This window comes from Pelotomaculum sp. FP (assembly GCF_004369245.1).
In the GTDB taxonomy this organism is placed as follows: Bacteria; Bacillota; Desulfotomaculia; order Desulfotomaculales; family Pelotomaculaceae; genus Pelotomaculum_C; species Pelotomaculum_C schinkii.
Map to the genome: position 1 here is coordinate 17,183 of NZ_QFGB01000033.1, position 14,354 is coordinate 31,536.

The 14,354-nt window shown below is 49.7% G+C and carries 9 protein-coding genes; all 9 read right to left on the reverse strand.

The window, feature by feature from the left end; translation table 11 throughout:
* Nucleotides 1–81 precede the first annotated feature (81 nt).
* The 9 genes from Psfp_RS13190 to Psfp_RS13235 all read right to left on the reverse strand — a co-directional run bounded on the left by Psfp_RS13190 (nucleotide 82) and on the right by Psfp_RS13235 (nucleotide 14,147).
* On the reverse strand, nucleotides 82–2,502 hold the full coding sequence (locus Psfp_RS13190) for a xanthine dehydrogenase family protein molybdopterin-binding subunit (RefSeq protein ID WP_134219011.1): 2,421 nt from the start codon (nucleotides 2,500–2,502) through the stop codon (nucleotides 82–84).
* A complete protein-coding gene (locus Psfp_RS13195; RefSeq protein WP_134219012.1) occupies nucleotides 2,502–2,975 on the reverse strand; it encodes a (2Fe-2S)-binding protein in 474 nt (157 codons plus the stop codon). Before Psfp_RS13195 ends, Psfp_RS13190 begins: the two co-directional genes overlap by 1 nt.
* 3 nt (nucleotides 2,976–2,978) lie before the next feature.
* The gene (locus tag Psfp_RS13200; RefSeq protein WP_134219013.1) at nucleotides 2,979–3,860 is read right to left on the reverse strand and encodes a xanthine dehydrogenase family protein subunit M; all 882 of its coding nucleotides are present in this window, start codon (nucleotides 3,858–3,860) and stop codon (nucleotides 2,979–2,981) included.
* 348 nt (nucleotides 3,861–4,208) lie between these two features.
* The gene (locus Psfp_RS13210) at nucleotides 4,209–5,732 is read right to left on the reverse strand and encodes an acyl-CoA dehydrogenase family protein (RefSeq protein ID WP_134219015.1); all 1,524 of its coding nucleotides are present in this window, start codon (nucleotides 5,730–5,732) and stop codon (nucleotides 4,209–4,211) included.
* A 183-nt stretch (nucleotides 5,733–5,915) separates the two neighbouring features.
* Nucleotides 5,916–7,544, reverse strand: coding sequence for an FAD-binding oxidoreductase (locus Psfp_RS13215; protein ID WP_134219016.1), 1,629 nt, complete (start codon nucleotides 7,542–7,544; stop codon nucleotides 5,916–5,918).
* A gap of 14 nt (nucleotides 7,545–7,558) precedes the next feature.
* On the reverse strand, nucleotides 7,559–8,887 hold the full coding sequence (locus Psfp_RS13220) for a (Fe-S)-binding protein (protein WP_134219017.1): 1,329 nt from the start codon (nucleotides 8,885–8,887) through the stop codon (nucleotides 7,559–7,561).
* Nucleotides 8,888–8,908: 21 nt separating this feature from the next.
* On the reverse strand, nucleotides 8,909–10,363 hold the full coding sequence (locus Psfp_RS13225) for an FAD-binding oxidoreductase (protein WP_134219029.1): 1,455 nt from the start codon (nucleotides 10,361–10,363) through the stop codon (nucleotides 8,909–8,911).
* Between the two features lie 210 nt (nucleotides 10,364–10,573).
* Entirely contained in the window at nucleotides 10,574–12,241 is a 1,668-nt protein-coding gene (locus Psfp_RS13230) for an AMP-binding protein (RefSeq protein WP_134219018.1), read from the reverse strand.
* Nucleotides 12,242–12,851: 610 nt separating this feature from the next.
* Nucleotides 12,852–14,147: a helix-turn-helix domain-containing protein gene (locus tag Psfp_RS13235; RefSeq protein ID WP_192895424.1), complete on the reverse strand. Its 1,296-nt coding sequence runs from the start codon at nucleotides 14,145–14,147 to the stop codon at nucleotides 12,852–12,854.
* Nucleotides 14,148–14,354: the final 207 nt, after the last annotated feature.

A 14,354-nucleotide genomic window follows, 5' to 3' on the forward strand; every position in this document is an offset into this window, starting at 1 on the left:
AAATATCTTCAATTTTTCTACCATACGCCGGTTTGGAATTAACCGGCGCATGGCAGGTAGGTAGGTAACTAATCTCCGCTATTAAGCTCCGCAGCCGCAGCCGGCTTCTTTTTCTTTCTTCTCTTTTAGGGCCTTGAGAACCATTTCCGGCGTAACCGGCACCTGGTAGAACCTTACACCAATGGCGTCGTAGATAGCGTTGACAATCGCCGGGAAGGTCGGCTGAACGGCGCCTTCACCGGTTTCCTTGACCCCAAACGGCGCGTTCGGATCGTAGCTCTCTACAATGTTGGTGTCCATTTCCGGCATCTCCATGAATGTGGGACACTTGTAGTCGTGGAAGTTGGGGTTCAGGTGCCTGCCGTTTTCATCAAATTTCATTTCTTCATAAAGGGCGGCGCCCATATTAAACACGATGGAGCCTTCCACCTGTCCGTCTACGCTCATCGGGTTGACGGCTGTGCCGCAGTCACCCGCTTCGGTTACCTTCCTGACGTATACACGTCCGGTCTCGGTATCCACATCCACTTCGTGGACCTGACAGCTAAAACCGAAGGCGGGGGAATGACCGATATTAGCGCCTTGCACCCGCTTGCCAGTCGCGAGATCAATCCCTTTGCGGCGCGGCGGAGAGAAGTGTCCGATGGCAACCAGCGCACCAACGGAGTTCATATGCTTTTTAACTACTTCCTCCCAGTCAATGGTGAACTTGGGTTCAAACATGGAATAGATCTTGCGGTCTTTGATGGTTAGTTGGTTGGCCATGCAGCCAAGCATGTTGGCAGCCGTTTCCTTTAGCTTTTCATTGATTTGTTTGGCTGCTTCCCTGATCGCAGAACCGGACGCATAGGTTAAACGGCTGGCGAAACTGCCCAGGTCAAAGCTGCCCAGCTCCGTGTCACCTACTTGAACGTGCACGTCTTCATAATTGATCCCCAGCGCCTCAGCCGCCATCTGGGCCATGACAGTGGTGCAGCCCTGGCCGATTTCAGCAGCCGCGCAGAACAGGGTCGCGCCGCCCTCGGTATCTACCCGCAGGGTTACCGAGGTATGAGGCTTGTACGCCTGGTACAGGGTATAAGCCGTACCGGAAATATAAAAGCCGCCGGCCATGCCGATGCCTTTACCAAAGGGCAGCTTGCCGTGTTTCTCGAGATAACCCGATTTGTCTACCGCAGTCTGCAGGCACTCCTTGAACTCACTATGCGGCACATGGAGATTGTTAGTGGCATAATAACCTGATTCGACAGCGTTTCTCAGCCTTATTTCCAACCCGCTGATCCCCACCATATCGGCCAGTTCATCAAGCAGGCAATCCATGGCAAACCTGGGCTGCACGCCGCCCAGACCCCGCATGGCCCCGGTCGTGGGCAAGTTGGTATAAACGTTTCTCACACGGGAGCGGACGTTGGGCACTTTGTAAGGCAGGTGCACCATCGATGCGGTGTAGAACATCACCACCACGCCCCAACCTGCGTATGCCCCCTTGTCCATCGTATTGTCAAATTCTGCAGCTTGGATATAACCGTCTTTGTCCACGCCGACTTTCAATTTCATGTAGCATGGGTGCCGGCCTTTGCTCGTGAAGAATACTTCATCACGCTCGTAGGTCACTTTGACCGGTCGGCCAATCTTGCGTGACAACAGGCAGGCCACAAATTCCGATGAGGCTGCTTCGCCCTTGCCGCCAAAACCGCCGCCCACGGTGGGCAGCGTAACCCGGATCTTGCTCATGGGCATTTCTAAAACGATGGACATCTGGCGGTGCAGATAGTGCGGAACCTGGCTGCTGGCCCACAGGTGCAGCTGCCCGCTCTGGGTGTCATAGCTGGCCACGGCCGATTGCGGCTCAATGTAGGCGTGCTGCGGCCGACCGGTTTTGAATTCTCTTTCTAAAATGTACTCGCACTTTTCAAAACCTTTGTCCACGTCGCCGAAGATCTGCTCGCCTTTGTGCATGATATTGTCGGGAGCATTGTCATGAATAGTAACTTCACCAGCGCGGGCCAGGGATTCAAACGGATCCAGCAACGCCGGCAGGGGCTCGTATTCCACTTCAATCAGTTCACAGGCTTCCTCGGCCGTTTCTTCATCAATGGCGGCAACAGCAGCCACGCCTTCACCATAAAAGCGAACCTTGTCTACCGCCAGAACGGTCTCGTTGGCCGACTGGGGAACAATACCCCATTTGTTGGGAGCTTCGTCTCCGGTGAGCACCGCTAGTACCCCCGGCAACTCAAGCGCTTTGCTGCAGTCGATCTTTTTAATTTTGGCGTGCGCGTATTCCTTGCAGCGTTTGATCTTCCCGTACACCATATCCGGCAGCACCATATCGGCGGTATAAATCGCTTGACCTTTGGCCTTGGCCGGACCGTCTACCCGCGGTACGCTCCTGCCAACCTGGCTGAACCTCCTTTCATCCAAATAGGATGGCTTTCCTTCACGTACATATGCTGGATTTCCTTCACTTGTATAAGTTTCTCTTGGATCCCAAGTTCCCATCACTTCACCCCCGTTTCAGCAGCTACTTCAATGGCTTCGATAATTCTCTTGAATCCGGTGCAGCGGCAGATGTTGCCCGACATCTCATGCTTGATGTCATATACGCTGGGCTTGGGATTCCTTTTCAGCAGCCCGGTGGCCGACATCAGCATGCCCGGTGTGCAGAAACCGCACTGAATCGCGCCGTGCTGGACAAACGCATCCTGCAGCGGGTTCAGCTCGCCGTTCGGCAGAGTCAGTCCTTCCACAGTGGTAACCTTTTTGCCGTTGCAGGCGATTGCCAGCGTGATGCAGGACAGTACGGGTTTGCCTTCCACCAGCACCGTACAGGCGCCGCAGTCGCCCATCCCGCAGCCTTTTTTGGTGCCGGTAAGCCCTACTTTTTTCCTCAGAACGTCGGCCAGAATATCCCGGGGGCTGACGACAACATCGTAAACCCGTCCGTTGATTTCCAATTCAATCAGTTGTTTCATCACTTACACCTCCTGAGCGGCGGCAAACGCCTCTTTCAGCAACCTGCGGGCCAGCACCCCTACGATCTCGCGCCGGTATTCCGCCGAGGCCCGAACGTCGCTAATCGGCTTCGCTTCGTCCTGCGCTGCTTCTGCCGCTTTCGCTGCCAATTCGTCACTGAATTTCTGCCCGGTCATGAGAGCCGGAACTGCTCTGGATATCAGCGGCTTGATGAAAACCGAACCCATGACCAGTTTCACACTCTGCACGGTCTTTTTGTCGTCTTCCAGCTCAAGGGCAACCGCCATGTTGACGCTGTCAATTTCATTGGCGTCCCTGGCCCCCATATAGGCATATTTGGCTACCAGCTTGGGGGAGGGTTCCGGCAGTTTGAACTTGGTCAGAATCTCCCCTTCCTTCAGGTCGATCTGTCTGACACCCTGAATGAACTCTTCCAGAGGCATTTCCCTTTCACCCGCGGCGCTGCTCACTACAACCGAAGCGCCGTAAGCTACCAGGGGGGCCGGGGTCTCGGCCGACGGAGAGGCGTTGCAGCTGTTGCCCCCGATGGTGCCCATATGCCTTACCTGGGAGGATCCTATCTCCCCTGCCGCATAAGCCAGCGCCGGATATTTCTGCTTGACAATCTCGGAAAACTGAATCTCGGCGTTCTTCGTGGTCGCGCCGATTTCCATCCCTTTGCCCGGCTCATATTTGATGCCTTGAAACTCTTCAATATTGGTGATGTCAATCACATTTTCCGGGCTTATGATCTTGTCCTTCATCAATATGACCAGGTCGGTCCCGCCCGCCAAAATCTTGGCCTTGCCGCCCAGACGTCCCACCAGCTCATATGCTTCGCCAGGCGTCTGCGGGGCATAATACTCAAAGGGTTTCGAATACATAGAATAAGCCACCTCCTTCAATTACTTTCAGCTTCCCATCAATATCCGCTTTCTCTATTCTTCCTGCTAAATTCCCGGCTGTTGCTTTCTTTGACATTCCCCCTTTGTTTGATGCAACGCCAGGGAAGCGTTTAAACTAAAGCCGGCTGTTCTCCAGAAGTCAGGGTATAACCCGACATAGTATAAACCACTAGAGTTAAAACCCTGACCCATCGTCTTACATCCACCATATATTGTTTGTTCATGCAGTACTTCAGATGATATTACTATCATCCAGATTGCCATTTTAAAAATTTTTCCTTGCTGATAGACTATAAGATCGTGTTTGCTGACCAATCTCTCCCCGCCTTAGAACACCCTGTCTTCAGTTGCCCAGGTCGGGAACCAGCGGTAGTGCTCTTTCGGATAGGCTTTGTTTAGGCCGTCATAAGTAGCTTTAACAAGCTGGATGCCCTTCTTGTTGCGTAACACCATGACATAGCCCTTTCCTTCCAGAGCCACAATGGCTTTTTCCAGTTCGGCATCACCGGCGGCAATGTATTCCTTAATATCACCAGGCGTCATATGCAGACCCGGGTTGATCCTGTAGTCTTCGGCTAACACAGCCAGCACGTTTTCCTCACTCGCAGGCAGTTTATTCTCTACAGGTCCAAACGCGGGAACCGGCACACCCAGTTCCTGGTCGATGACGCGGCGCGGCATCTGAATATCCTCCGTCATTAACTTGAGCGCAGATCTAAAGATGACCAGCCTGCAGGCTTCGACGGTACCGCCGGCAACATGCTCAGTCTTGGCAACTTCATAGATATTTTGGACCGGATAGAAACGGTTCACGCCATCGCCGGCCATAATCTGGGTGGCTTGCTTGGCTGACTCCAAGGTTTGTTCGGCGCCAAACGCCTTAATTGCACTGGCCTCGATAGTAATGTCTTCTTCCCTATCCCAAAGCCATGCCGTGTAATAAACCGCTATCCTGGAGATCTTCAACCTGATTACGAGATCGGCGATTTTGTCCTGGTTGGCGGGGATGTCGATAGTAGGCTTGCCAAACTGAACTCTGCGCTGCGCATAAGGGACAGCGTTGTTTAACAACAGGCGCTGCCAACCGATAGTACCTGAGGCAATGACTGTTCTTTCAAAGTTCAGCCCGGCCATCATAATCTTCCAGCCTTCACCTTCTTGACCTATCCGGTCTGCCTCGGAAACGACAACATTATCAAAGTCGAGGGAGCCGTTCTGGACATTTTCAAAGGCAAGGATTTCATTCAGTTTTTCACAAGTGAAACCTGGTGTACCCTTTTTAACGACGAAGGCGGTGAGGTGACGGCGCTTTTTATAATCTTCCGGGTTATCGCTGGTCCTGGCATACACAAAATAACGTTCCGCCACTCCGGCAGCCACGATAAAGCGTTTCTTGCCGTTTAAGATGTAATGGTTCCCCTCTTTTTTTGCTGTAACCGTTACACCGGCAGCGTCTGTACCGGCAGTCATTTCAGTAATAACCACAGCGCCAATCTCACCGCCGGCGATGTCAGGTAAGAACCTCTTCTTCTGCTCTTCCGTGCCGTATTCGATAATCTGCCGCAAACCGCCGTTCATGTTGCCCACAACGATCCTGCCGATACCCGGCATCATGCTGTGCAGTTCTTCAGACAGGATGCAGGCGCCTGTCGCGCCCAGCCCCAAACCGCCGTACTCCTTGGGAATAGCGGCGCCGATGTAACCCTTTGCACCAATCTTCTTATAGATATCAAAGGGAAACTCTCTGGTCCATCTGGTCGCTGCATCTCTGGGCGCAATTTCCTTCACGAAAGCCCTTACCTCTTCAGCAAATGCTTTCTGTTCATCTGTCCACCAGGGAAATGGTTGCAATTTTCTGTCTCCTCTCATTTTAGGTATTTACTTATTTCTAGGTTGACCGGGGGCGTTTTTGTTTGCCCCCGGGTCATACCTGTAAATCACTTACCTGTATTGCGAGCCTGTGTCAAAGTTTTAATTCCGAACAGAGATTTCACTCCCGGCAAACCAATCAGCCATCAAGACTGCCTGTTTAGATTAAAACCCAGCCTTTTTATTTGGCCATTCCTCAGGATATTTTGGTGTTTCCCAATCCTTAATTTCCATCATCCAGGGCGCCCGCTCCACAAACTCGTCGGTGCCGAGGGGAATTGGCGGGTGGCATACCCATTGCGGGTCAAGTTCTGCCTTGATTTTCAGCATCCATTCGTGATAATTCGGTCCTAATTTTGGCCCGGTCAAATACAGGGGCTGGTGGGAACCCAGTAATGACGTGTAATACCCATGTTTGATATTCATCTTAGACGTCTCCACGTAGAATTGATCCACGGGGTGGGTATCCTCGCGCTGATCCCAATAAATCAGGTACTCTGAGTAACCCATGTGGCCGCCTTCGCAAACCATGGTCCAGCCCGGGTCGCCATGATCCGGCATCAGGGGCGGCGTATACTTTGCCTTCAATTCCGCGTAAGTTGGACCATGTGTTTCAGCGTGGGGGATGGACTCCTGAATGTAGTCAACGGAAACATATGAACCACACATGAGCCACATACCCGCCGAATCGGCGTTTTTGATCCATGACTCATCTGAAGGCTTGGTGCGCCGTGGTTTACCGCCCAATTCTTTAATAAAAATATCATTCAGTACGTTTTCTTGATATACCATGTCCTCTTCCGAGGTAAAACCGATAATCAATACACGTACCAGGTGGAAATTCTTCAACGATTCAGGCGACTCCTTATCCCATAATTCCCAGAACTCTTCCTTGTCTTCCGCCTTGGCAATTACACGCCAGAATACAGGTACCTTGGTAACCGCGCCGCCGACCATGGCCTTGCCAATTTCGTACATGGCCTTGTTCTCTGCTTCTCTGCTGGGTACCTGGTAATTAATCCATTTGACCCGTTTTTCCGGCAGGGTCAACGCGGTACTGGGCGAAATCCCCTCCGGGACCAGCCTCTCTTCCTGGAAGGGCATGACCTTAACGGCCATTTTGGTAACAATACCCAAACACCCCAGCACACCGGTGTAACCTCTCAAAATACCCCGCAGGTCAGGACCTATACCTTCGCCCCAGAAACCATCATCACCCACGGCCAGCGAACCCAATTTGATCAGTTCCCCATCCGGGAGCACCAGCTCAAGCCCCAGGATCCGCCGCATCGGCAGGCCTACCCTTAAGCTTAACGGGGACCACCCGTCACTGATCAGGTTGGCTATTACCGAGCACTGGGCGCCGCCGCCGCCGACAACCGTGTAAGCGCCGCGCTTCATGCATTCCTCCTGGAAGGGTGAGAAAACGACACCCGGCTGGATGGTCGCATAAAAGTGCGCGTCATCGAACTCACAGTCTTTCATCCTCTTCATGTCGATGATGAGCTCGTTTTCCTCGTGACAGTGGGAGCGTGGTCCGTAGAACCCTGTTGAATACGGCACATAGGGCGCCTTGTAACGGTTGCATATTTTCACTATTTTCTGTACGTCTTCTGTTGTCCTTGGCAGAATCACGGCGGCAGGCAATTTTGTCATTACCCGCTCATACCCGGCTCCGGCTTCGTAGCCGCCGGCTCCGGACTTGTATGCGGCCATGATGACCGGATCATCAGAAAGATACTTTGCGCCAACGACAGTTTCCAGTGCTTGCAGCGCTTCTTTAACGATGGCCATATGCTAACCCTCCTTTATAACGAAGCCAGGATGACTTCAGATATATCCAGTACCTGCAGTTTTTCACCATTTGCTTTAGCGGTTTGCGCGAAATTGTTCTTGCAGAAAGGACAGGCTGCCACAAGGGCTTCCGCTCCTACTTCCCGGACTTCGTCCAGACGTTCTTTTGCCGAGGAATCGGCCAAATCAGGGAAGGCCTCTTTCGTGCCGCGGCCTGCGCCGCAGCAGAAGGCGTTTTCCCTCAAACGCGGCATTTCAATTAGATTAAGCCCCGGAATGGCCGTCAGGATATTCCTCGGCTGCGCATAAAGCCCTGACGTACCGCGGCGCCTGTGCAGCCTTGGTTCAACACAGCCCATCCAGCCACGCTCGCCGGACCACGGGGTCCACGGGTCACAGAGGCGGCTCACGCCGCAGGCGTCATGATAGGTAAGGTTGAGATCAACGCTCTTGGCCGGCTTCAAGCTGCCGCCGGCTAACGCCTCATCTGCAAACTCCAGCAGGTGCACGACTTTGAATCCCAGGTCATCGGTAGAGATACCGAGCATCTTCGGATAATCCACTTTCCACATCCGGTAGCACTCAGCGCAGGAGGTGAGAAGGGTTTTGGCGCCGGCTGCCTTAACTGCTTCCACATTGCGCCTGGCAATTGCTGTGGCTTCGTCGATCATGCCCACCGAGTACAGCGTATTGCCGCAGCACCACTCGTCCTGCAGCAAGCTGAAAGGAGTACCTGAGGCGTTAAGAATTTTGGCGGTCGCCTGACCGATCTCCGGATTTGTATAGGAAGCGGAGCAGCCGGCAAAATAAAGCACATCCGCTTTTTCGGCAACTTTGATATCGCTGGTAAGCCATTTGCGCCTGTTAGCATGCGGCGAACCAAACTGGTTATGGCTTTTCTCGATATTTTGCGCTATTTTTTTATGAGCGGGCATGGGACCGGCCCCATCCTGAACGGCCTTGACCCTGAGCGCTTCAAGGGCTAATCCGATCTCCAGGTCGAGATTCCTCTTGCACCCAACGTCACAAGCGCCGCAGAGCGTGCAGGCGTAAAGGACTTCCAACAGCTTATCCGACCATGCCAGCTGCTCCTCATCCACGGCAGCGCCGATTCTCATTTTGCCTGCGCAATTGTAGGCGTCAAAATCATTCCACACACCGCTTGGACAGCGGGTGGTAAATTTCATACCCGGGCTATAGGTATGATCCAACCAATAACCGCCTTTGCATTTAATGCAGTGGTCCATGTCGTATCTGAAGTTCTTTAAATTTTTTACATCTAAGGCTACTTTTTCTTTTGGCGTGTCATAGCGCTCTTTATTCAGTTCACTAATTTTGGACATATTTTTCTCCTCCTTTCTCCTCTAGAAACACAAGTTTCCGGGATTCATGATGTTGTTGGGGTCAAAGATCTTCTTAACCCGCTTCAATAATGACGTATAGGAGCCGGCCCGCTCGTACATCATCGGCGCCAGCACCCCATAGGGCCTTGTGAAATAAGCCCCCTCGCTGATAAGGGCTGCTGCGGCTTCCTTGTACAGGTTGGCGATGTTTGCCTTTTCGCTTGCATCTCCGGGATTATAGAAAAAGGTGAATTCCATCTGGCAGGCCCTGTTGTGCTCGATGGGCTGCACGTACATACCGGTATCTTCAGGTTTGTAGCCGTACTTAACAGCCACAGCCTGGACCGTATTAACATAAGCCGGGGTGGCTTTCGGCTTGCAGATAAAGAAGAGGCTCTGGGAGGCGCCTTTCCACTGGTTCTTCCAATACACTTCCCTGGGCCAGGGATTTCTTAATAGAGGCAGAAGCTTTTTCCCGATCCCGGGGAAACCGGGCAGGTTATCGGTAAGAGCAATATCCTTAAATTCGTTCTTCATTACCTGATTGAGAAATTTCTCTTCATAGGCGATTTTCTCTTCGGGCCGGCGCACGAGGCCGCAAATGACCACTACCAGGGTCCAGGGCGGCAGGGTTTTCCGCAGTGCTGCAAAATCCTCGGGCCATTTGTCGGCAAGAATCGCGGCCAGATCCACATTATTGAGCAACAGGACTTCCTCGCCAATCCTTCTCGGCAGAATTCTATAAAGGAACTCCTGGCCGCGGGCTAAATCAATAATGGGCGCGAAAAGGACCTTGTCTATCTGCGGCTTGTGTTCGATTTTAAGGTTTGACCAGGTTAACGCACCCATGGTGCCCTGTGCGCCCTGGACCAAACGGTAGAAGTCAAGGCCCGGGCCTGAGGGGTTGCTCCCGTGGGATTTGGACTGGGGGAACCCGTGTACGCTGGCTGAACCGCCTCTGAAAATATCCCCGTTGGGCCAGACAACCTCAAAACCCTGCAAGGGTTCGTTATATTCATATACTGTATTGGTGGGCACTTCCCTTTCGAGATAATCGGTAAGGACTGAACGATCCTTGTGCGGACAAAGCGGCATAACCATCCGCATCCCCTGCTTATCCAATTCCGGTACCAGTTGACCCCAGGTTACACCGGGTTCAATGCGGATCCGGCGGTCAAAGACGTCAATCTCGATAATCTTGTTCATTTTGCCAAGGTCCATGACGATTCCGCCCTGCTTGGGTATCGTACTGCCATGGAAATGCACTTTTGAACTTACCGGCACCACCGGAACATTGTTCCCGTTGGCCCATTTCACCACCGCTGAAACCTGTTCCGATGACTCGGGCTGCACCACAATATTGGCCATTCCGGCAGGCAGGAGACTTAAATCCTGCGCATACTTTTGAAGTGCATCACCCGCGTCACTAACGTTCTCCTTTCCAAGAATCTTTACCAACTCGTCCTTCATACTCATTGTGTTCCTCCTTTCATATAAAAAAGCATATATCTAGATCTTCACAGATCCGACCTGCCTTTATGAGCTCTGCTTATGAAGGTCCCTCTAATATTGACGGTTTATTGATGTTATTTAAAACCACAACGAATTTAAACTACGCCCTATTCAATTTTTAAAAAAATAAGTAAATGAAGGTTAAATTTTGATTAACTAAACACCAAGTTAATGTCATATCGATACAGCAATAGTTGCATTTTGCAACCTCAACTTTTCGACCCCTAACTCGCGAAGTTTAAACTTTTGAACTTTGCCGCTGGCCGTATAAGGGTAACTGTCAATAAACACTATATACGATGGGATTTTAATGCCGGCAATTTTACCCTTGCAGAAATCTTGCAGTTCTTCCTGTGTAAGCACCGCTCCCTCTTTTAGCTGGACAAAGGCTACCACGTCTTCTCCATATTTAGGGCTGGGTACTCCCAACACCTGGGCTTCTTTAACCAAAGGGTGGGTGCACAGGTAATTCTCTATCTCTCTGGGATATATATTTTCACCGCAGCGAATAATCATATCTTTTAACCTGCAGGTAATCCTCAAAAAACCCCCATAATCCATAATGCCCAGGTCTCCTGTGTGCAGCCATCCATCCTCATCTATGGCTTCGGCGGTAGCTGCCGGCATTTTATAGTAACCCTTCATCACATTGTAGCCGCGGGCACGGATTTCACCCTGCACACCCGGAGCTGCTTCTTGTTCTGTTGCGGGGTCGACAATTTTTACCTCAACACCGGGCAGCGGCCTTCCCACGGTCGAGAGCCTCAATTCAGGCGGATCGTCAATCCTGGTTTGGGTTATACATGGCGAAGCTTCGGTCTGCCCGTAGGCATTTACAACCTCTCGCATGTTTAAAACGCTTTCTATTTTTTTTAAGACTTTTAGCTCACATGCAGCGCCTGCAACAATTCCGGTTCGCAGGGAAGATGTATCAAACTTCTCCTTCTCCATTTGCTCCAGCAACATAATAAATATGGTTGGAACCCCATGCAAAACCGTACAGCGCTCTTTTTCAACGCTTTTCAGGACTTTTACGGGATCAAATCTTTCAGATGGGAGCACCATCGTAGCCCCTGCTGCTACACTGCATATGGTCCCTGCCACAGCACCGAAGCAGTGGAAAAAAGGAACTGGTATACAAACCCGGTCCGCAACTCTAAGGTTCATACACGCTGCCATACCTTTTGAATTCAAAATAACGTTATTGTGTGTCAGCATGACACCTTTCGGAAACCCGGTTGTACCGGAGGTGTAGATCATCATATTTACATCGTCCGGCTCCATTTGAGTTACAAGAGCAGCCAATTCTTCATTTGAAACATCTTCACCCATTTTGATTACTTCATTCCAGGTAAACATGCCGGGGTATTGTTTATCACCAATCACAATCACATTCTTCAAGAAAGGCAGTTTCTCTGATACAAGTTCTCCCGGTTTACCGTTATACAGCTCCGGGCAAAGTTTATATATGATGCTTGGGTAATCTATGTTTTTCATGCTGTCCATCATAATCAAGGTTGTTGCATCCGACTGTTTCAAAAGGTATTCCAGTTCGCTTGTCTTGTAGCTGGTATTCACTGTTACAAGGACCGCTCCAATCCTTGCGATGCCAAACTGTGCAATAACCCATTCAGGAAGGTTGGTAGCCCAAACAGCGATATGATCCCCTTTTTTTATTCCAAGCTTCAACAAACCTTTGGCAACTTGATTGCAAGCTTCCCGAAATTCCTTGTAGGTGTATCTCATACTACGTTCTGGATAAACAAGCGCATCATTATTCGGATAGGCTGCTGCTGCCTGATCAAGCAGTTGACTTAAAGTAATACTTCTTGAATCCTTCATTTTGCATCCCTCCGGGATTAATGAAAAGATTTCTGAGATCCAATAATCTCAATACTATTATTGCGCATCCTATTATAGACTATAGTAATTTGTGAAAATTGTAATTAGCTTTCCCGAAAATATGGGGGCTTTTTTGCGAGCCCCCCCTAATATTAAATGCATCCCCTAATCAATCACATTATAAACGGATGTAGAATTATTAACTATTCACGTTTCCAAGGAATATTAGCAGTAAACCAGCTTGGTTTTACTTCACTTCATACAATAGTGCATCATACTATGGTGAATTATGAGTATTGCAGCAAACTTAACTAAAAAACGGGGGCATATTTAGCATATTCCCCATATTATTCTACCGTTAGCACTTTACCGTATTTAATTTTATTATAAATAGCTGATAAATTGTATTCTATTCACATTTTCATGGAATCTTGGCAGGAAACAAGCCCGGTTTTACTTCACTTTATAGTGAAAGAATCGTATCTATTCACGTTTTCATGGAATTCGAACCGGAAATAGGCCTGTTTTTTCTTCACTTCATACGAAAAGGTCCGGCTGCCCCATATCAAGGCAGCCGGACCTTTTTTACAATCGTTCACTTGGTGAGAATTTATCTCTTTAACAGGGTCTCTCCATAATATCGATACAACTTAATGGCCAATAGGAGCTCAAGCTTTGTATCCTTGTCCTTCAAATCAAGGCCGGATATTTTTTCAGCTTTTTCCAGGCGGTATCTAAGAGTGCTTGGATGGATGAACAGCTCCCTTGCCGCACTTTGAATACAGCAATCTTGTTCCAAATAACAGGCCAGGGTTTCAATCAGGTTTGTATTATGTTCAGCACCATATTCATACAGTTTTCCAATGATACGCCGTACAAACTCCGGCAGAGTTTGATCGTTGCCCGGCTGCGGCAGAATTCCCATCAGCCGCAGGGAATGATAGTAAAACACGCCTTCCTCAGCGCCCGGTTGCGGGCCCGTTAACGAGATAACCTTGCAGGCTTCGGCAAAGGCCACCCTGTAGTCCCGCGGATAAAAACACTGGCGACCTACACCTATTTTCACCTTGCATTCTGTAAAGGTTATTTTGAGCGCTTCAAATATAACCTGAAGGTACTCAGTAACTACTGATGATTCCAGTTTTCTTCCGTCGGCTGATTGAACCAACAGCACCGCTTGCTCATCATTCACAGCGATTGCATTGGCATTCAGATCCAGGTCGCTGGTAATGCTAAATAAAACATCTTCTATTTGCTGCTGTCCGGGCGCATTTTTGATTTGGATGACTGCCAGGACCATCTCTCTGGACAGATCCAGACCGAGGATCCCTTTTTCCCACTGAATAATATCGTCCTTGCCTTTGCCTTGGTCTTTAATCAGGCCAAGGATCAATGTTCTCCTCATTTCATCTTTCAGTTCCACCTGCGCATGCCGCAGAATCACCAGAAAGGTCAGGCTGTGCAGCGCAGCTTTGATCAACTTCATTTGGTCCCAGTCTAAATCTTTTATAAATATGTGCAAATATCCTTTAATTTTGTTTTTTATTACGAAAGGGAATATTTGTCTGGGGTAGGCTACCCCGTAATCCGGCAGCTCCGGTAATTCAATAGGCTGTCCGGAACTCTTTATCAGGTGGACATAATTAATGATCCTCGGATCAACACGCTGAGGCTTTAAATATTTTTTGCCTTCTCTTTTCTGAATATGTGTAAAGGCAGTTCCATTACTATTAGACCGTGCCAGGACACGGAAAAATTCATCCTCAATTAGGATGCTCGTCTGAAACTTTTTGGCCAATAGATCCGCTATACCTTGATGACCTCGCCCGTTTACAATAATTTCCATAAACTCATCATAAAACGCGTCCATTTCAAAATCGTTGGGATTAAGCAACTTTGTCTCCATAATTCCGTTTACCCCCAATGTTATTTGTGCAAAATGCGCATAAGACATTAAGAAGCTGCCGATGGAATCCTAAACCCAACAATACGTGTTAATGTCATTATATCATTGAAGCTTAAAAAACATAACCCTGTCCGGGGTAGAAACCAGACAGGGTTATCAGTAAAACAGTTGCGCATCAAAACTCTGGTATTGTATGCTAAAACGTTA

Coding starts and splice junctions, on each gene's coding strand:
- Psfp_RS13190 (WP_134219011.1), bottom strand. CDS start 2,502: ATGGGAACTTGGGATCCAAGAGAAACTTATACAAGTGAAGGAAATCCA.
- Psfp_RS13195 (WP_134219012.1), bottom strand. CDS start 2,975: ATGAAACAACTGATTGAATTGGAAATCAACGGACGGGTTTACGATGTT.
- Psfp_RS13200 (WP_134219013.1), bottom strand. CDS start 3,860: ATGTATTCGAAACCCTTTGAGTATTATGCCCCGCAGACGCCTGGCGAA.
- Psfp_RS13215 (WP_134219016.1), bottom strand. CDS start 7,544: ATGGCCATCGTTAAAGAAGCGCTGCAAGCACTGGAAACTGTCGTTGGC.
- Psfp_RS13220 (WP_134219017.1), bottom strand. CDS start 8,887: ATGTCCAAAATTAGTGAACTGAATAAAGAGCGCTATGACACGCCAAAA.
- Psfp_RS13225 (WP_134219029.1), bottom strand. CDS start 10,363: ATGAGTATGAAGGACGAGTTGGTAAAGATTCTTGGAAAGGAGAACGTT.
- Psfp_RS13230 (WP_134219018.1), bottom strand. CDS start 12,241: ATGAAGGATTCAAGAAGTATTACTTTAAGTCAACTGCTTGATCAGGCA.
- Psfp_RS13235 (WP_192895424.1), bottom strand. CDS start 14,147: ATGGAGACAAAGTTGCTTAATCCCAACGATTTTGAAATGGACGCGTTT.